General features: G+C 75.3%; 16 protein-coding genes. 8 read left to right on the forward strand and 8 right to left on the reverse strand.

Features of this window, described 5'->3' with window-relative positions; genetic code table 11:
• Positions 1–127: 127 nt before the first annotated feature.
• Positions 128–367 carry a DUF397 domain-containing protein gene (locus tag O7599_RS17930; RefSeq protein WP_281623161.1) on the reverse strand — a complete coding sequence of 80 codons (240 nt, stop codon included), beginning with the start codon at positions 365–367 and terminating at the stop codon, positions 128–130.
• Positions 368–373: 6 nt separating this feature from the next.
• Positions 374–712, reverse strand: a complete 339-nt coding sequence (locus O7599_RS17935; protein ID WP_281623162.1) for a DUF5753 domain-containing protein — start codon at positions 710–712, stop codon at positions 374–376.
• Between the two features lie 5 nt (positions 713–717).
• On the opposite strand from O7599_RS17935, the gene O7599_RS17940 reads away from it, so the two are divergent.
• Positions 718–1,152 carry an ATP-binding protein gene (locus O7599_RS17940; RefSeq protein WP_281623163.1) on the forward strand — a complete coding sequence of 145 codons (435 nt, stop codon included), beginning with the start codon at positions 718–720 and terminating at the stop codon, positions 1,150–1,152.
• 33 nt (positions 1,153–1,185) lie between these two features.
• On the opposite strand, the gene O7599_RS17945 is transcribed toward O7599_RS17940, so the two are convergent.
• The 3 genes from O7599_RS17945 to purD all read right to left on the reverse strand — a co-directional run bounded on the left by O7599_RS17945 (position 1,186) and on the right by purD (position 6,359).
• Positions 1,186–2,637 (reverse strand): N,N-dimethylformamidase beta subunit family domain-containing protein, encoded by a 1,452-nt coding sequence (locus O7599_RS17945; RefSeq protein ID WP_281623164.1) that lies wholly within the window; start codon positions 2,635–2,637, stop codon positions 1,186–1,188.
• Positions 2,638–2,773: 136 nt separating this feature from the next.
• Positions 2,774–4,813, reverse strand: a complete 2,040-nt coding sequence (locus O7599_RS17950; RefSeq protein WP_281623165.1) for a hypothetical protein — start codon at positions 4,811–4,813, stop codon at positions 2,774–2,776.
• A gap of 274 nt (positions 4,814–5,087) precedes the next feature.
• Positions 5,088–6,359 carry a phosphoribosylamine--glycine ligase gene (gene purD, locus O7599_RS17955; RefSeq protein WP_281623166.1) on the reverse strand — a complete coding sequence of 424 codons (1,272 nt, stop codon included), beginning with the start codon at positions 6,357–6,359 and terminating at the stop codon, positions 5,088–5,090.
• Between the two features lie 267 nt (positions 6,360–6,626).
• On the opposite strand from purD, the gene O7599_RS17960 reads away from it, so the two are divergent.
• A complete protein-coding gene (locus O7599_RS17960) occupies positions 6,627–7,349 on the forward strand; it encodes an SLATT domain-containing protein (RefSeq protein WP_281623167.1) in 723 nt (240 codons plus the stop codon).
• Between the two features lie 47 nt (positions 7,350–7,396).
• Here O7599_RS17960 and O7599_RS17965 read toward each other — a convergent pair whose 3' ends face one another.
• Together O7599_RS17965 and O7599_RS17970 are read right to left on the reverse strand one after the other, a co-directional pair.
• Positions 7,397–8,047, reverse strand: coding sequence for a hypothetical protein (locus O7599_RS17965; RefSeq protein ID WP_281623168.1), 651 nt, complete (start codon positions 8,045–8,047; stop codon positions 7,397–7,399).
• A gap of 128 nt (positions 8,048–8,175) precedes the next feature.
• Positions 8,176–8,856 carry a GntR family transcriptional regulator gene (locus O7599_RS17970; RefSeq protein WP_281623169.1) on the reverse strand — a complete coding sequence of 227 codons (681 nt, stop codon included), beginning with the start codon at positions 8,854–8,856 and terminating at the stop codon, positions 8,176–8,178.
• Between the two features lie 189 nt (positions 8,857–9,045).
• On the opposite strand from O7599_RS17970, the gene O7599_RS17975 reads away from it, so the two are divergent.
• The 3 genes from O7599_RS17975 to O7599_RS17985 all read left to right on the forward strand — a co-directional run bounded on the left by O7599_RS17975 (position 9,046) and on the right by O7599_RS17985 (position 14,334).
• Positions 9,046–9,567, forward strand: coding sequence for a MarR family winged helix-turn-helix transcriptional regulator (locus tag O7599_RS17975; RefSeq protein WP_281623170.1), 522 nt, complete (start codon positions 9,046–9,048; stop codon positions 9,565–9,567).
• A 208-nt stretch (positions 9,568–9,775) separates the two neighbouring features.
• Positions 9,776–12,436: a serine/threonine-protein kinase gene (locus tag O7599_RS17980; protein WP_281623171.1), complete on the forward strand. Its 2,661-nt coding sequence runs from the start codon at positions 9,776–9,778 to the stop codon at positions 12,434–12,436.
• 29 nt (positions 12,437–12,465) lie between these two features.
• On the forward strand, positions 12,466–14,334 hold the full coding sequence (locus O7599_RS17985; protein ID WP_281623172.1) for a DUF4328 domain-containing protein: 1,869 nt from the start codon (positions 12,466–12,468) through the stop codon (positions 14,332–14,334).
• A 30-nt stretch (positions 14,335–14,364) separates the two neighbouring features.
• Here the strand turns inward: O7599_RS17985 and O7599_RS17990 are convergent, their stop codons facing one another.
• Positions 14,365–15,648 carry an adenylosuccinate synthase gene (locus O7599_RS17990; RefSeq protein ID WP_281623173.1) on the reverse strand — a complete coding sequence of 428 codons (1,284 nt, stop codon included), beginning with the start codon at positions 15,646–15,648 and terminating at the stop codon, positions 14,365–14,367.
• Positions 15,649–15,793: 145 nt separating this feature from the next.
• Between O7599_RS17990 and O7599_RS17995 the strand changes: the two genes are divergently transcribed.
• From O7599_RS17995 to O7599_RS18005, 3 genes are all read left to right on the forward strand, one after another.
• Positions 15,794–17,053, forward strand: coding sequence for a diacylglycerol kinase family protein (locus O7599_RS17995; protein ID WP_281623174.1), 1,260 nt, complete (start codon positions 15,794–15,796; stop codon positions 17,051–17,053).
• Positions 17,054–17,125: 72 nt separating this feature from the next.
• Positions 17,126–17,371 (forward strand): type II toxin-antitoxin system VapB family antitoxin, encoded by a 246-nt coding sequence (locus O7599_RS18000; RefSeq protein ID WP_281623175.1) that lies wholly within the window; start codon positions 17,126–17,128, stop codon positions 17,369–17,371.
• Positions 17,368–17,769 (forward strand): PIN domain nuclease, encoded by a 402-nt coding sequence (locus O7599_RS18005; protein WP_281623176.1) that lies wholly within the window; start codon positions 17,368–17,370, stop codon positions 17,767–17,769. The genes O7599_RS18000 and O7599_RS18005 overlap by 4 nt, the downstream gene beginning before the upstream one ends.
• Positions 17,770–17,812 lie beyond the last annotated feature (43 nt).

Genomic DNA, 17,812 nt, shown 5'->3' on the forward strand with positions numbered 1-17,812 from the left:
TCGCCCGTCCCGTACGCCGAGGATGCCCTCCGCCCAAGATCAGCGCGCATGACCGAGGGCTTCGGTACGCAGCCGTGACAGCACCACCCGCAGCACGCCGGCCCGGATGTCGGGGGAGAGTCGCCTGTTACGTCAGTAGGTGGTCGAACTCGCCGCACTTGGCGCCGTCGAGGAACGCGGCGAGTTCGGTGCGCGTGTACAGCAGCGGGGGGACGTCGGGGTTCTTGCTGTCCCGCAGGGCGATCCAGCCGTCGCCTGCCGGGGCGAGTTCGACGCAGGCGCCGTTCTCGCCGGATGCCGTCGCCTTTATCCACGTCAGGTCGTCGGAGTTCACGGCCGGGGGTGTGGGTCGGGTGGCTTGGGTCATGGTCATCTACTCCTTTGCGGCGAGTTCGGCCAGGAGCGCCGCGGAATCGCCGGGGTCGAGAGCACCCGCTCTCAAGCGGTCGAAGGTGTGGACAAGCATGCGAGTCTGCCTGTCGCGCTCCAGGAAGTTGTTCCCGGCAGGGGATTCGACGTAGCCCACGACCGGTTCGGAGTCGCCGAAGTTCAGCAGGGTGAACGCCCCCAGCATGCCCGCGTGCGCGTTTGCGTCCAAAGGGTGGATCTGCAGGGTGACGTTCGGCAACTCGACTCTGCTGAGCAGGTGGGCGAGCTGATCGCGCATGACCGCCCGGCCCCCTACGGGCCGTAGGCAGGGGGCGACAGGCATGGGTGGTGCTGCCGGGTCGCTCTCCGGGCACCCCCGCCTGTGCTCGGAGGATCATCCGGCCCTGGCTGGTCGCCTGGCAGATCCCGGCCTCGCGGGCGCAGGACACCCTCGTGGTCGCCAGTGAGCTGACGACCAACGCACTGGTCCACACGAACAGTTCGCAGATCATCGTGGCCGTACAGCTCACCGGCCGGGAGCTGCGGCGGCTGACGGTCAGGGTGATCGACCAGGGTCCGTCCCGGGCGGGCTGGATCGATCGCCGGAGCGACCGGGAGGGCCGGAGTGACCCGGAGGGCCCGAGTGACGACCTCGCGCTCTCCGGCCGCGGGCTGGCCATGGTCGAGGCGCTCGCGGACCGGTGGGGCGCGGTGCGCAGACTCGCCGGCACCAGCGTGTGGGCGCAACTGGCCGTTCCCGCCTCCGGTACGTCGTTCGCGTAGCCGGATCACACCCCCGAAGGGAACGAACGACGGTCAGTCCCGTTTGCAGATGCGGTCCAGGAGGTTCGCCGTCGCGCGCTGGATCACGCTGTTCACGTGGTCCGGCCGGTCCAGTGCCGGGGACCACGCGAACGTGCCCGCCGCGAACACCAGTCCGCCCGCCGGCGTCTCGTACAGCGACGTCTCCTGGTAGCGCCGCATGCCGCGGCCGTCCGTGTACGGGGAGTGGGCCAGCAGCTTGCGCGCGGTGTGCTTCGGGAGCGGGGCGCGCGGGAAGTAACGGTCCGCCTCGCCCGCGACCAGGCCGGGGAGTTCGTCGCCCTCGCGGGCGCCCGTCGCCTCCCAGAGCCAGTGGTCCGCGTTCCGTACGACCAGCGGGCTCGGCTCCGGCACCCGGCCCACGTACTGGACGCCCAGCATCTCCTGCTCCGGCGCGCCCTGGTCGCGCCAGAGCGCCGGGCGGCCCGGGCCCTGGCGCTTCGTGCAGCGCAGCAGGCGGTCCGGCTCGCCGGCCGCGGAGGGGGCGAGGGCGACCTGCCAGTACATGGTGTTGGCGGAGAGGAACACCAGCGACGTGCCCGCGTCCCTGGCCCGTTCCGCGGCCCGGCGCATCTGCACCGACCAGTACTCGTCGTGGCCGGGGAAGACGATGCCGCGGTAGCGCGTCGGGTCGACCCGGCCCGCGTGCAGGTCGCGGGCGTCCGCGTACGCCAGGTCGTAGCCGTAGCGTTCGGCCCAGCGGATGAAGTCGTAGGCGTGGCCGGCGTGCAGCGGCAGGCCGGCGCCCGCGTAGGGGCGGTCGAAGGAGACCGTCGTCGCCGCCTCCGGCTCGCCGAGGAGGCGGCCCGCCCCGTCCCAGGCGTGGTAGAGGCTGGCGCCCGTACGGCCGTCCTCGGGGTAGAGGTTGTACGCCTGCCACGTGACGTCCGGCAGCAGCAGGAGCAGGTCGGCGGGTTCGGTGGAGCGTACGGTGAACGGCGCGTGCGAACGGTGGCCGTCGGCGGTGGTGAGCACCGCGACGTACGCGCCCGGGGAGAAGTGCGACGGGATCTGCAGCCGCCAGGACAGCCACCAGTGGTGGCAGGAGACCGTGCGCCCGGCGGCCAGCGGCGGCGGCTGCACGATGCCCGCGAGCCGCGGGCTGCTCGTGATCTTCGCGGCGCCGTCGCCGGCGTAGTGGCCGATGCGGTAGACGTCGATGCCGAACTCCTGCGGCGGGTCGACGGAGACGCGGAAGTCGAGGGACTCGCCGGGCTCGGCGCACGAGGGCGCGGCGAAGCCCTTGATCTGCTGGAGTACGTCGTTCGCGAGGTGGACGCCGCCGTCGCCGGTGGTGGCGGCGTCGACGTACCAGGGGACGAGGCGGCCGTCCTCGAAGGACTCCTCCCCGGCGTGCAGCCACGGCAGCGGCCCCGCCGCGAACGGGTCGGAGACGGCGTGCGCGAGCGCCCCGGACTCCCACCGCCGGATGCTGTCGTGAACCACGGGCCGATTCCCTCCCTCGCCCCCGCGCGGGTCGGCGAGTCCAGGGACATCACATAACGCGAACGGTCCCTCACGGAACGCCGACATTCGTTCGACATGACGCCCGTACGAGGGCGGCGGTTCCCGAACGCCTACGTCAGACCAGCAGAACGGGCTTCTCGGCCCGTACCCCCGCGGTCGTCAGCCAGGAGCGCAACTGGCTGTCGTCGCGGGTCTCGACCAGGGTGCGGACCGCCGCCGCCGGGCTGCCGCCGCGGCGGGTGCGGAGCACGGGGCCGTCCAGCCAGTCGAGTCCGGGGGCGGCGCCCGCGGTGTCGACGGCGGCGCAGCAGACCATCGCGAGGACGTGGTCCACGAGGAGTTCGCGGCCCGTACGGGGCGGCGTCAGCGGCGCCGCGGCGCCGGCGGGGGCCTGCTGCGCGCGGGTGAGGGCGGCGCCGATCCGGTCGGTCTCGTCCGGGCCCGCGGTGAGCCGGTCCACGACGCGGGCGAGCGTGCCGCGGTCGGGGCGGCCGGCGGGCTCCGGGCAGTCTTCGAGGCGGTCGAGCACGGCGTGCAGCCGGGCGGCCTCCAGCCGCCACTTGCGGTCCACGACCTCGTCGGGGTACTGCTCCCAGCTCACCCCCGCGAACCCCGCCGCCGGCTCGCCGCCGACCACGGCGCCGGCCGCCGCGCCGCCGGGGCCGCTGAACAGCTCGGCGGCCAGCAGCGACGCCGCCTCGTCCACCATGCCGGGCTCCTCCAGCAGGTCACAGGCCGGGCGCTCGCCGAGCCGGGTGGCGAAGCCCTCGGCGAGGCGGTCGCGGCGGGACAGCTCGGTGAGGGCGGAGACCACGCCGGCGTTGAGCCGGGAGGGCCAGCGGCCCATGCGCCAGGCGGGCAGCGCGACCCGGGTCAGCAGCCGGTCCCAGCCGGCGTACGCGAGCCCCACCTGCTCCTGCGCGACGATCCGCAGGCCGTAGTCCACGGCCTGGGCGCGCTCGGCCGCCGCGGCGGCGACGGCGCGCTCCATCTCGACGGGGTGGTCGCCGCAGGCGCGTAGCAGCAGCCGCGCGACGCCGCCGGTCAACCGCTGCCAGAGGCGGGCCGCGCGGGCGCGGCGGTCCGGGCGCGCGGGGCCGGGGGCCGGGGGCGAGTCGGTGGCGTACGGGCCGGGTGTGCCGGGTGTGCCGGGCAATCCGAGCGCCGCGCCCGGCCCCGTCCCGTACGGCCCCTGGCCCGCGTCGTACGTCCCGGCGCCCGTCGCGTACGGGCCCGACTCGGACGTCCCCGGGGTCTCGCCGCTTCCCGGCGCCGCGCGCGACGGCAGCGCCGCCGCCGCGTCCAGGGCCCGTACGAAGCGGCGCGCCGCGGCGATGTCCGGCTGGGCCGAGGCCGCCGTGCCGGCGACGACGGGGGCGAGGACCGCGCGCAGTTCGCCGACGCGCATCCACCACAGGAACGGCGAGCCGATGACGAGCACGGGGCCGTCCGGGTCGGCGGTGGCGCGCTCGACGACCTCGCGCCAGTTCGGCGCGTACGACGCCTCGGCCGACGCCTGCCGCCGGGCCGCCGCCGCGGCGGCGTGGCTCTCCGCGGCGGGCCCGCGCGCCGCGCCGTGCCCGTCGCCGGCACCCGCGCCGTACGCACCCGGCCCGCCCGCGCCCGTACCGGAACCGGCAGCGGCGCCGAAGCCCGAACCCGAGCCGCCCGCGCCGTCCCGCCCGCCGCGCCGCAGCGCCCGGCCCGCCCGCGCCGCCAGGCGCCGCAACCAGCTCCGCACCCCCGTCGGCGCGGGGCCGGGGTCCTCCAGCCAACTGTCGCAGTCCGGCGTCAGCGCCACCGCCGCCGGCACCGGCACGCCCAGCCGCTCCGCGAGGTCGCCGACGAGGCGGTACAGGTCGGGGGCGGCCCGGCGCGGGACGGGGACGGTCAGCGTGGCCGCGGGCTCCGCGCGGGAGATGGACCGCGCGACGGCGGCGGCCAGTGCGGGCACCAGGACGGCGAGCGCGACGACGGGCCACACCAGCGCCGCGAGCACCCCGTCCACCCGCCCCATCGCCGAGCCGGCCAGCAGCACGACGGCCGCAGCCGCCGGCAGCAGGACGACGCCGAGGGCCGCTCCCCGCACGCGCAGGACCGCCAGAGCGCGGGAGCGGGCGGCATGCGCACCCGCCTCCGTACCGGTCGTGGACACGTCCGTACCTCACCCCCTCAACCGCCGACGGGTAGGGCAACGGCCGCAACGAGGCGAAACGGCCGTACTCCACCACTGTCGCACCGGCCACCGCCAGTGCAATGCCGGTAGGCCAGTTGGCCCGCTCAGGCCCCCACCGCCCGGACGCGACCGACCGGACGGCCGGTACGTCGGGCAGGTGCACCATAGTTGCGGGGCGTGGCCACGTCAGCAGGACCGCGGCCCGGTCACCCGATGGTATGGCCCTGGGCAAAGGTCGGAATGCCCTGCAATTTCAGTCGGCGGCGGCCTCCGCGGCGCGCGCGGCGATGTCTCCGCGGTAGTGCGAACCCTCCAGCCCGATCCGCCGAATCGCCTCGTAGGCGCGGTCGCGGGCGGCGGCGAGGTCCGCGCCGACGGCGGTGACGGACAGCACCCGGCCGCCGGCGCTGAGAACGCGGCCGGAGTCATCGAGCTCGGTACCGGCGTGCAGCACGTAGGCGTCCGGGGCGTCCTGCGCCTCGACCGCGTCCAGACCCGTGATGACGTCGCCGGTACGCGGCTTCGCCGGGTAGTCCCGGGCGGCGAGGACGACCGTGACGGCCGCGTCGTCGCTCCACACCAGCGGCGGGAACGCGGCGAGCCGGCCCTGCGCGGCGGCGCGCAGCAGCCCGGCGAGCGGGGTGCGCAGCCGGGCGAGCACGGCCTGGGTCTCGGGGTCGCCGAAGCGGGCGTTGAACTCCACGACCCGTACCCCGCGCGAGGTCAGCGCGAGACCCGCGTACAGCAGGCCGGCGAAGGGCGTGCCGCGGCGGCGCATCTCGTCGACGGTCGGCTGGAGGACGGTCTCGACGACCTCGTCGACGAGCTTCGGGTCGGCCCACGGCAGCGGCGTGTACGCGCCCATGCCGCCGGTGTTCGGGCCGGCGTCGCCGTCGTACGCGCGCTTGAAGTCCTGCGCGGGCGACAGCGGCACGACGCTCTCGCCGTCGGTGACCGCGAAGAGGGACACCTCGGGCCCGTCGAGGAACTCCTCGATCACCACCTGCCCGGCGGCGGTGCAGGCGCGCGCGTGCGCGCGTGCCGCCTCGACGTCCTCGGTGACCACGACGCCCTTGCCGGCGGCGAGCCCGTCGTCCTTGACGACGTACGGCGGGCCGAAGGCGTCGAGCGCCGTGTCGGCCTCCTCGGCGGTGGTGCAGACGTAGGCGCGGGCGGTGGGCACGTCGGCCTCGGCCATCACGTCCTTCGCGAACGCCTTCGACCCCTCCAGCCGGGCCGCCTCGGCGCCCGGTCCGAAGCAGTCGATGCCCCGCGCCCGTACGGCGTCGGCGACACCGGCGACGAGGGGCGCCTCCGGGCCGACGACGACGAGGTCCGCGCCGAGGCCGGCGGCGAGCGCGGCGACGGCTTCGCCGTCGAGCACGTCGACGGCGTGCAGCCGGGCGACGGCGGCGATGCCGGCGTTGCCGGGCGCGCAGTGGAGCTCGCGGACGTCGGGATCGAGGGAGAGGGCGCGGCACAGGGCGTGTTCGCGGGCGCCGCCGCCGATGACGAGGACCTTCACGGGGTCAGCCTAGCGGTCGGCCGGGAGGCCACCGGTCCGGGTGACGGCGGTTCGCCCCCATACCCGATCAACCACTCCTTACGAGGGTAAATAACGCGTTTTTCGGCTCGTGTCCCCTCGTTCGGCGGTAGGAAGGCCGCCGCGGGCGCACCATCCGATTGCCCAGTCATCACACGGCACATCCGCCCCACACGCCACACGGAACACGCAGGTCCCAGAGGTCAGAGAGCAGAAGAAGCAGGCGAGTTCGAGAACGAGGAGTCCCGTATGAACCACTCGGAGGAGACCCGGACGACCGGCACCCTGGCGCAGCCCGGCGAGCTGCTCGCCCGGCCGTTCCCGCTCGGCGACTGGGGCGACCCGGCCAAGCGGCTGGACGAGCTGTACCTGTGGGCGGAGGAGGGCGCGCTGCACACCGCGCACGCGTACCTCGCCGCCCGCCGGGTCAAGCGCCGCGCGGCGCGGGCGCTGCGCGCCTCGGCGGCGGTGTGCGCGGCGGCGGGCGCGGCGCTTCCGGTGCTCGACCTGACGGAGACGCTGCCGGACCGGTTCGCCGGCTGGGCGTTCGTGGCGCTCTTCGCGGCGCTGGCGTGCCTGGCGGCCGACCGTTTCTTCGGGCTCACGGCGGGCTGGATGCGCGACGTGGCGACGGCGCAGGCGGTGCAGCGGCGGCTGGAGGCGCTGCAGTTCGACTGGGCGGCGGAGTCGGTACGGGAGGTGCTGGGCCCGACGGAGGGCACGGCGAGCGAGGCGGCGGAGCGGTGCCTGGTGGTGCTGCGGCGCTTCACGGAGGACGTGACCGAGCTGGTACGGGCCGAGACGGCGGACTGGATGGTGGCGTTCGGCGGAGGCCGCGCGGCGCTCGCCACGCAGTCGCTCGCCTGGGCCCGCTGCCCCGAGACCCAGCCCCAGGCCCGCGCCCCGCTCCCCCCGGCGGGCCTGCGCCCCACGATGCCCCGCCAACGCCCCCCGGAACCCCCGGGCCGGTAGCCCGTCACCCGGCCACGGGGCCAGCCGGCCCCCGGCCACCCGGCCCGTCAACTGAAGACGATCATCGACCCCTGCGCCAGGCTCCGCGTCGCCGCCGCGTGCAGCCCCAGCCACACGTGCCGCTCCTGCGCGAACTCCCCGCCCTCCGCCGGCGCCGTCGCCGCCGGCTCCGACAGCTCCGTCGGCCCCGGCGGCGGGGCCGGGGCGGGCGGCGGGTTGTCCGGGTCGATGCCGATCGCCGGGCCGACGGCGACGAGTTCGCGGACGAGCCCCTGCGCCGAGCCCAGCGGCCCGCCGCCCGCCAGCAGCTCCTCCGTCACCAGCGGATGCGGGAAGTCGACGGGGACGTACGCGCCGGCGTGGTCGTAGTGCCAGACCAGGTGCGACTGCTGCGCCGTGGACTCGAACATCTCCAGCAACTGCTCGTAGTCCCCGCCCAGCTCGCCGACCGGCGTGACCTCAAGACCGCACAACTGCAGGAGATACGCGCGGCGCAGGAAGTGCAGCGCGTCGTAGTCGAAGCCGGCGACGGGGGCGACATCCCCGGAGAGACCCGGCATGTAGCTCTGCACGGGCACCGGCGGCAGCCCCGCCTGCGCCAGCGCGGCGTCGTAGGCGGCGATCTCCTCGGCGAAGGGGTTGTCGGGGCTGTGGCACAGCACGTCGACGAGGGGCACCAGCCACAGGTCGCAGGCCAAGCGGTACGCTCCTTAACTGCGCGGTCCGGCTCAGCGTAGCCGCTGACCGCGGCCCGGCAGCACCCCCCGAGCGGGTAGCGCGCCCGCCTCCGCCGGGTCTCGGCCACGGGCCGCGCGGGATCGGGCCGTCAGCCGCCCGCGAGCCGTTCGATGAGTTCGAGCGAGTGCCGGTTGTACGTGCGTACGAGCTCCTCCGCGGCGGCCAGGTCGCGCCGCTCGATGGCCTCGACGAGCTGCATGTGCCCCTGCCAGAACGTGCCGGGCACGGAGTTCTCGCTCTCCCCGCGCAGATACGGCACCGCGAAGACCCAGCAGTGGATCCGTACCCGCTCCAGGAACTCGGTGAGGTAGTCGTTGCCGATCAGGCTGGTGATCTCGCGCCAGAAGCGCAGGTCGTAGTGGACGAGCACGTCGAGATCCCCGGCCTTCGCGGCCCGTTCGGCCTCCTCGCCGCGGCGGCGCATCGCGGTCAGCGCACGCGCCGGGGGGTCGACGGTGCGCGGCGGGCCGAGGCGGAAGACGCCCATCTCGACGACGGTGCGGGCGTCGGCCATGGCGCGGAAGTCGGCGAGGGTGAAGGCGTGCACGCGGTAGCCGCGGTGCTGCTCGACGTCGAGGAGCCCCTGGGCGGACAGGTCGACCAGGGCCTCGCGTACGGGGGTGGCGGAGACCCCGTACTGCTCCGCTATCTCGCCGACCGTGATGTGCTGCCCGGCCGCGAGCCGGCCGGCCAGGATCTCGTCGCGCAGGGCGTCGGCGATCTGCGCACGCAGCGTCTCGCGCCGGACCACGGCGCCTGCGGGGGTCATGCGGTGGGCCTTCCTGATGGGGGATGCCCCCACACGATAAGCGCACCGGGCGACGGTGATCGACAGCACGCTGTCCTTTTGACAGCATGCTGTCGCGGCGGCGGTGCGGGCGCCGGGCCCGCGGAAACCCTTCACCTGGCGGTCTGCGCGTAAGCGGCCGAAAAGCGACGGAGCGGAAGGCGGCGGACCATGCGCGAGGGCACCGGCGGGGGCGTGGCGGACGAGGGCGACCCGGCCGGCCCCGGCGCCGCCGCGCTGCTCGACGCCGTCGCGACCGCGTCGTTCCGCGTCGGCGGCCAGTTCCTCGCGCGCGGGGACCGGCTGGCCGCCCCCGCCGGGCTGACCGCGGCGCGCTGGCAGGTGCTGTACGCGGTCCGCCACGAGCCGCTGTCCGTCGCCGGTGTCGCACGCGGCATGGGGGTGGCCAGGCAGAGCGTGCAGCGGATCGCGGACGTGCTGGTGGAGGGCGGGCTCGCGGCGTACGAACCAAACCCGGCGCACCGCCGCGCCAAGCTCCTGCGGCCCACGCCCGCGGGGCGGCGGGCGTTGGCGCGGCTGGGTCCTGCGCACGCGGAGTTCGCCGCGCGGCTGGCGCACCGGCTGGGCGGCCAGGAGCGGTTCGGGGAGACGCTGACGGCGCTGCGGCGGCTGTCGGCGGCGCTGGAGGCGCTGCGGGCGGAGGACGCGGAGGCGGCGGAGGAGCGGGCGTAGGCGGAGCCGCGCACCGCCCTGCGTGCCGCCCTACGCACCGCCCTACGCACCGCCCTGCGTGCCGCCCTGCGTGCCGCCGATCCGCCCCGCGCCGAGATCACCGCCCCACGACGATGGTGTGACAGCCCCGCAACGACAATCGCCGCCCCCCTCATCCCCGTGCCCGGTCACCGCCTACGCTCTCGGGGTAGACCACGGGGGTAGGGGAATGGAGAGCGTGGAACCGCTGGCGCCGCAGGATCCGCAGCAGATCGGCGCGTACCGGCTGCTCGGCAGGCTCGGCAGCGGCGGTATGGGCCGGGTCTACCTCGGCCGGACCGCGGGCGGCAGGACGGTGGCCGTCAAGCTGGTCAAGCCGGAGCTGGCCGCCGAGGAGGAGTTCCGCGCCCGCTTCCGTACCGAGGTGCGGGCCGCGGCGCGCGTCGGCGGCGAGTGGACGGCGCCCGTGCTCGACGCCGACACCGAGGCACCGGTCCCGTGGGTGGCCACCGGGTACGTCGCGGGCCCGACGCTCCAAGAGGTCGTCGAACGGTACGGGCCGCTGCCGCCGGAGTCGCTGTTCACGCTCGCGTACGGGCTGGCCTCGGCGCTTCGCGACGTGCACGCCGCCGGGCTCGTGCACCGCGACCTCAAGCCGTCGAACGTGCTGGTCACCATCGAGGGCCCGCGCGTCATCGACTTCGGCATCGCCCGCGCGCTGGACTCGCTGTCCGACGGCACGGTGACGCGCACCGGCATCGTCGTCGGCTCGCCGAGCTTCATGTCCCCGGAGCAGATCATCGGGGAGGACGTGTCGGCGGCGAGCGACGTGTTCTGCGTGGGCGGGCTGCTGGCGTACGCGGCGACCGGGCGGGCGCCGTTCGGATCGAGCTCGTCCGGGATGCACGCGGTGATGTTCCGCGTGGTCCAGGAGGAGCCGGATCTGGCGGGGGTGACGGACCCGGCGCTGCACGGCCTCATCTCCGGCTGCCTGGCCAAGCTCCCGGCGGAGCGCCACGGCACGGAGCAACTCGCCAGGCTGGCGGGCCCCCCGGCCCCGGAGGCGGCCTGGCTGCCGGCCCCTCTGATAGCCGAGCTGGGCCGCCAGGCGGTCCGCCTGCTCGACACGGACACGCCTCCGGCGGGCGACCGCGACACGAGCCCGCTACGGACGGTGCCCCCGGCGGACCAGGAGCCGCCGACGTGGGGCGGCGCGGCGCCGGGTGCGGGGGCGGCGGGCGCGGGCGCCGGGTTCGCGGGCGCCGGGTTCGCGGGCGCCGGGTTCGCGGGCGCCGGCCCGAACGGCGACGTCGCCGCGGGCGAACCGGCGGACCAGGAGCGCCGAGTTCGGGGTGCCGAGGCGACAGACGGTGCGGGCGTGCACGCGACGGAGACCGACTGGGCCCACGGGTCGGCGGCGGACAGGGAGTCCGGCGGGCAGCGCCGGGTTTCGGACGCCGGGACGACGAACGGGGCGGGCAGCTACGCGGCAGGGACCGCGGCGGCCCACGGGCCGACCGCGGGCCACGCGCCCGGCGCGGGCACCGGTGCGGCGGGCGGACCAACCCACGCCGCGCCCGGCGCAGGCGCCGCGGCGGGACGGGAATCCGGCGCCCGGCATCGGGCCCCGGACGCCCGGATGACAGACGGGGCCGGCAGCAACTCGGCAGGGACCGCGGCGGCCTACGGACCGACCGCAGGCCGCGCGCCCGGCGCGGAGCGGCCGGGCGCGGGTGGCGGCGCCGCTGCCGCCTCGGCCGGGGCGTGGCCCCGCGCCGCGGGAAGCGAGGATGCCACCGCCCGGCACACCGCCGCCGGCGCCCCGGCCGCGGTTCGGGGTCCCGGGGCGGAGCCCCGGGTTTCGGGAAGGGGCGGGGACGGGGAGAACTCCGGCTCCGGACCGCGGCTACGCACCGACCCCACCCGTCCGTACGAGACCTCCGCCGCCTACGGCTCCGCGACCGGCCCCGCCGACGACACCCCCGCCGCGGCCACGGCGCCCCCCCGCCGCCGCCCCCGCCGGGCCCGGCTCCTCGCCGCCGTCGCCCTCCTCGTCGCCGTCGGCGTCGCCGTGCCCGTCGCCCTCGCCGCCCTGCGCGACGACGACACCGCCGCCGCCAGCGGCTCCGACGTCCCCGCCCGGTACCTCGGCACCTGGCACGGCACCCAGCTCCACGACGGCGAACCCACCGACACCTACCGGCAGTTCACGATCCGCCCCGGCCGCAAGGGCGAGGTCGTGGCCACGAGCATCGTGCTCACCGGCAAGTCGCAGTGCACCAGCGAGGGCAAGCTGACGTCCGCCGGCAAGGCGCTGCGCTTCGACACCGCGGTCGTCGAGGCCGCCCCCGCCGGCGAGTGCACGGCGGTCGGCGGGCACACGCTCACGTACGCGGACGGCGCCCTACGCTGGCGCGCGGCCGACGGCCGCACCGCCGAGCTGACGGAGGTCGAGGCCCGCGACCGCCGCGTGCCGCGCGAGTTGCTGGGCCGCTGGCAGCGCCCCGCGGGCTCCGGTACGCAGGTGATGCGGGTCGTACAGGCCGCGCCGGGGCAGGCCGCCGTGCACTTCACGACCCGTACCGACGACGGCAACACGTGCCAGGCCAGGGCCGACTTCGTCGGCGTCGACCAGCGCGACGACCGCGTGCTGCTCGGCCCCTCCGAGATCACCTCGGTCGCGGGCCCCGAGGACCCCGCGGACCCGGAAGACCCGGACGACCCCGCCGCCGGTGAGGGCCGGCTCGGCGGCCCCTGCGTGCCCGGGTACTCCTCCGCGGTGCAGGCCACCGCCGACGGCTCCGTACTGGACCGCCAGTTCCTCGGCGGCGAGCAGCGCACCCGGCACTACACGCGGGCGGACGGCTCGCCCGCCGACCCGACACAATAGGCTCGCCCGACGAGGGGGAAGGGGGCAGCATGGACAGCCTCGGACCGGACGATCCGCGCCGCGTCGGCTCGTACCAACTGCTCGGACGGCTCGGCGAGGGCGGCATGGGACGCGTCTATCTCGCCCGTTCCGAGCGCGGCAGGACCGCCGCGGTGAAGCTGGTCAGGGCCGAGTTGGCCCGCGCGCCGGAGTTTCGGCGCCGTTTCACTCAGGAGATCACCGCCGCGCGCCGGGTCGGCGGCGAGTGGACCGCGCCCGTGCTCGACGCCGACACGCACGCCGCGACGCCGTGGGTCGCCACCGGGTACGTCGCAGGACCCTCGCTGCACGAGGTCGTCGCCAGGGACCACGGCCCGCTGCCCGACGCCTCCGTGCGCGCGCTCGCCGGCGGGCTGGCGCGCGCGTTGCAGGCGATCCACGCCGCCGGGCTCGTGCACCGCGACCTCAAGCCGTCCAACATCCTGGTCACCATCGACGGGCCGCGCGTCATCGACTTCGGCATCGCCCGCGCGCTGGACTCGGTCACCGCGGCCGGCGACGGGCTCACCCGTACCGGCGCGGTCATAGGCTCGCCCGGCTTCATGTCGCCGGAGCAGGTGCGCGGCGAGCGGGTCACGGCGGCGAGCGACGTGTTCTGCCTGGGCACGGTGCTGGCGTTCGCGGCGACCGGGCGGATGCCGTTCGGTACGGACGACAGCGGCGCGCACGCGCTGATGTTCCGGATCGCCGCGGAGGAGCCGGACCTGTCGGGCATCGGCGGGGAGCTGCGCACGCTGATCGAGCGCTGTCTCACCAAGGAGCCGGACGCGCGGCCGCAGGTCGGGGAGCTGGTGGCGCTGACGGAGCAGGCGGCGCAGCTCAAGCCGTGGCTGCCGGGGGCGCTGCTGGAGCTGCTGGCGCGGCGGGCGGTGGAGCTGCTGGACGCGGAGACGCCGCAGACCGCGACCGGCGGGCCCGGGGGCGCCCCGGCGTACGGGCCGCCGCCCACGGGCGCCGCCCCCGGCCCGTACGGGCAGACCGGCCTGCAGCCCCGGCCGCACCAGCCGTACGGCACCCCGCCCCAGGCGCACCCGCAGCACACCCCGCCGCAGCAGCACACGCCACCCCAGCAGCACACGCCACCCCAGCAGCACCGCCCCGCCTACGGCACCGCGCCCACCGCGCACCCGGCGCCCTACCGCGCTCCCGCTCCCCCCTACGGCCAGACCGGCTGGCAGACCCCGCACCCGCCGCTGCCGGGCCGCCCGCGCGCGGTGCGGCCCCTCGCGACGGCGCTCCAGGTGCTGCTCGGCGTGTACGCGGCGTACGTCTGCCTCCAGGTCATCAAGGAGATCAACCTCCTGGTCCTGTTCAGCGAGGACGGCGCCAGCACCTGGTACATGGCAGGCCACCTCGACCAGATGGAGAACTTCACCGCCGGCAACTTCCTCCTCTTCGCGGTCTGCGCCGTGCTGTGGTCGGTCTGGTTCTACCGGCTGCGGACGAACGCCGAGGCGTTCGCGCCCGGCCAGGTGCGCTACTCCTCCGGGCTGGCCATCGGCTCCTGGTTCATCCCGATCGCGCAGTTCTGGTTCCCCATGCAGATCGTCAACGACCTGTTCCGCGTCAGCAGCCCGTTCCCGCAGCACGGGCGCCCGCCCGTCGGCTACGGCCCGCGGCCCGTGTCGTACGGGAAGGGCGTGCTGAACTTCTGGTGGGCCTGCTGGGTCGCCACCATGGTGCTCGCCGTCGCCACCGCGGAGGACTGGGAGGTCGGCATGGCGATCGGCTCGGCGGTCCGGATCGTGCTGTTCGACCTGCTGTTCTCGTTCGTGCTGATCGTGACGAGCATCATGGCGCTGCTCGCGGTGCAGCAACTGACGACGCTCCAGGACCAGCGCCTCAAGGGAACGGTCTGACGGCTGACCGGCTTACGCGGACGAAGAGGCTCAGAGGAACGAGTTGATCTGGATCGTCTCGTCCCGCCCCGGACCGACGCCGATCGCCGAGACCGGCGCGCCCGACATCTCCTCCAGCGCCTTGACGTAGCCCTGCGCGTTCTTCGGCAGCTCCTCGAAGGTCGTGGCCTTCGAGATGTCCTCGGACCAGCCGGGCAGCATCTCGTACACGGGTGTGGCGTGGTGGAAGTCCGTCTGGCTGTACGGCAGTTCCGTGACGCGCCGGCCGTCGATGTCGTACGCGACGCAGACCGGGATGCGCTCCCAGCCGGTGAGCACGTCGAGCTTGGTGAGGAAGAAGTCCGTCAGGCCGTTGACGCGGGTCGCGTAGCGGGCGATCACGGCGTCGAACCAGCCGCAGCGCCGGTCCCGGCCGGTCGTCACGCCGCGCTCGCCGCCGACGGTGCGCAGCCGGTCGCCGTCCTCGTCGAGCAGTTCGGTCGGGAACGGTCCGGCGCCGACGCGCGTTGTGTACGCCTTGAGGATGCCGATGACCCGGCTGATCCGCGTGGGGCCGACGCCGGCTCCCGTGCAGGCGCCCCCCGCGGTCGGGTTGGACGAGGTGACGAAGGGGTACGTGCCGTGGTCGACGTCGAGGAGCGTGCCCTGCCCGCCCTCGAAGAGGACGACCTTCCCGGCGTCGATGGCGTCGTTGAGCAGGAGGGTGGTGTCGGCGACGTACGGGCGCAACTGCCCGGCGTAGCCGAGGAGCTGCTCGACGACGGCGTCGGGGCGGATGGCGCGGCGGTTGTAGAGCTTGGCGAGGATCTGGTTCTTCTGGTCCAGCGCCGCGTCGACCTTCTGCCGCAGGATCGACTCGTCGAAGAGGTCCTGCACCCGGATCCCGACGCGGTTGATCTTGTCGGCGTAGGCCGGGCCGATGCCGCGGCCGGTGGTGCCGATCTTGCGCGTGCCGAGGAACCGTTCCGTCACCTTGTCGAGGTCGGTGTGGTACGGGGTGATGAGGTGCGCGTTGCCGCTGAGCAGCAGCTTCGACGTGTCCACGCCCCGCGCCTGCAGCGCGCTCAGCTCCCCGAGCAGCACCTCGGGGTCCACGACCACGCCGTTGCCGATCACCGGCGTGCAGCCCGGCGACAGGATGCCCGACGGCAGCAGGTGCAGCGCGTACTTCTGGTCGCCGACCACCACCGTGTGCCCGGCGTTGTTCCCGCCCTGGAAGCGCACCACGTAGTCCACCGAGCCGCCGAGCAGATCGGTGGCCTTCCCCTTGCCTTCGTCACCCCACTGAGCACCGAGCAGCACAAGTGCGGGCACAGGCGTACACCCCTTCCGGGCGGGGCATGTCCAACGTGCGGTGCGCCGTGCACCGGGGATCGGACCGGGCCCCGGATAGACGAAGCCCCTGGCACAAGTGCGACAGGGGCTCTTGCACCGAGAGATTACCTGAGGAAGGACCGTGGTGTCGGCTCCAGACCCCACCGGGCGCTCACTGCTCGTGCTCATCGACCCCGCTGCACGGCGGGCGGACGGGGAAGCCGTAAGGATCGCGAGGGACGTGCTCTCCGCGGCGGCGGCCACGAAGATCTGCCTGCCGGAGAGCGCGCCGGAACTGGCCCGCGCCCTGGCCCGCCGGGGCGCCCGGCGGCCGGTGGTCATCGGTGACGACCGGGCGTTCCTGAGGGTGGTGGGCGAGCTGCGCCGCCAGGAGACGCTGGCGGACGCCCCGTTGGCGCTGGTCCCGGTCGGCACCGCGCGGACGCTGGCGGCGACGCTGGGGGTGCCGACGGGCACGGTGGACGCGGCCCGGACGGTGCTGGACGGCGAGGAGCGGCGGCTGGGGCTGCTCGTGGACGACCGCGGCGGGGTGGTGCTCGACGCGTTGCGCCTGCCGGCGCAGGGCCTGCCGGCGGAGGAGGCGGCCCCGGGCGGCCCGGGTGGCCCGGGCGCGCCCGAACCCGCGGGCGCACCGGGACCGGCGGATGCCCACAGGCCGGCGGACGACCACCGGACAGGACCCGGCCCCCGGACGCCGGGCGGTGCCGGACTGCCGGAAGGCGCCGGTACGCCGGGCGGGGCACCGGGCGGCACCCCGCTCGGCGGCCTCGCGGGGCTGACGCAGCGGGTGGGCCCGGCGGCGGGCGGCGGCGCCCGCAAGTGGACCCCGGCGGCGGGCCTGCGCGCGCTCGCGGCGCGGGCCGTGGCGGCGCGGGCGGCGGGCCAGCGGAACGAGGGCGTGCGCGAGCCGGCCCCGCCGCCGGTGGTCACCCAGTGGGGCGCGGAGGACGCGACGGGCGGCTGGGAGTCGGGCGGCGCGGACGGAACGGCGCGGACGCCGCCGGGCGGTCACGGCACGGAGGAGGCCGACGGCGCGGGGTGGGCGCCGGCCCCGTACGACGAGGACACCGCGGAGGACGAAGCCGACCCGGCCCCGGAGAACGGCTTCCGCCTGCGCGTCGAGGCGGACGGTGTGCTGCTGGCGGACCTGGACGGCCGGGCGGCGCAGGTCAGGGTCGTCACCGACCCGACGAGCGGGCTGGCCCGGGTGGTGATCCGCCCCCGCGGCCCCGGCGACCCGCTGCACACGGAGGCCCGGAGCGTACGGGTCTGGGGCAGCGACTTCCGCTACCGCGCCGACGCCCTCCTCAGCCCCCCGGTCCGCCAGCGCACCTGGACCGCCCACCCCAACGCCTGGAGCCTGATCACCGCCCCGACCCGGTGACCACGGAAGCACTCCGCAGGCTTGACATCCTGAATACCAAAGTATATATCCCGCACGCGGAGGGTGACGCCCATGACTCGGACCGTGATCGACGTCGATGACGAGGCCCTTACCGAGGCCGCGCGTTACCTGGGAACGAGCACGAAGAAGGACACCGTCAACGCCGCACTTCGGGAGATCAACGACCGGCGGCGGCGTGCCGCAGCGATCGAACGCATGCGGCAGATGGTCGCTGACGGCAGGGTCGACCTCGACCTCATCGACGAGAACGCCACCACCTCGGACCCGACTGGTCAGGACCCGGCGGACGCAGCGTGAGGGAGGGGTTCCTCGCCGACACGTCCGCACTCGTCCGCTTCTACCGTCGCCAGACCTCGCCCGGGTGGGACGAGACGGTCACGGCGGGGCTGGTCGGCTTGTGCGAGCCGGTTCGCCAGGAGTATCTGCGCGCTGTCGGTGGCCGACCCGACTTCTACGACGCCGACGCTGTGCTGCACGAGACCTTTCCCTACTACAGCGTGCCCGACGACGCCTGGCAGCAGTCCGCCCGGGTACAGCGGCACCTGGCCGATCGCGGTTGGCACCAGTCGGCCAGCCCGGTGGACCTGATCGTGGCGGTGACCGCCGCACACCACACACTCACCGTTCTGCACGCCGACCGCGACGTCGAGTGCATCATCCGCATCATCGGCCAGACTGCCCGCCGAATCGACTGACCGCCCACAGTGCCGTCCCCCACTTCCCGCGGGGGACGGCGAT

This window comes from Streptomyces sp. WMMC500 (assembly GCF_027497195.1).
In the GTDB taxonomy this organism is placed as follows: Bacteria; Actinomycetota; Actinomycetes; order Streptomycetales; family Streptomycetaceae; genus Streptomyces.

What these genes read in the sequence shown, in the direction of transcription:
- O7599_RS17930 (WP_281623161.1), bottom strand. Translation starts at nt 367, where the DNA reads ATGACCCAAGCCACCCGACCCACACCCCCGGCCGTGAACTCCGACGAC.
- O7599_RS17960 (WP_281623167.1), top strand. Translation starts at nt 6,627, where the DNA reads ATGAACCACTCGGAGGAGACCCGGACGACCGGCACCCTGGCGCAGCCC.
- O7599_RS17935 (WP_281623162.1), bottom strand. Translation starts at nt 712, where the DNA reads ATGCCTGTCGCCCCCTGCCTACGGCCCGTAGGGGGCCGGGCGGTCATG.
- O7599_RS17970 (WP_281623169.1), bottom strand. Translation starts at nt 8,856, where the DNA reads ATGACCCCCGCAGGCGCCGTGGTCCGGCGCGAGACGCTGCGTGCGCAG.
- O7599_RS18000 (WP_281623175.1), top strand. Translation starts at nt 17,126, where the DNA reads ATGACTCGGACCGTGATCGACGTCGATGACGAGGCCCTTACCGAGGCC.
- O7599_RS17980 (WP_281623171.1), top strand. Translation starts at nt 9,776, where the DNA reads ATGGAGAGCGTGGAACCGCTGGCGCCGCAGGATCCGCAGCAGATCGGC.
- O7599_RS17975 (WP_281623170.1), top strand. Translation starts at nt 9,046, where the DNA reads ATGCGCGAGGGCACCGGCGGGGGCGTGGCGGACGAGGGCGACCCGGCC.
- O7599_RS17985 (WP_281623172.1), top strand. Translation starts at nt 12,466, where the DNA reads ATGGACAGCCTCGGACCGGACGATCCGCGCCGCGTCGGCTCGTACCAA.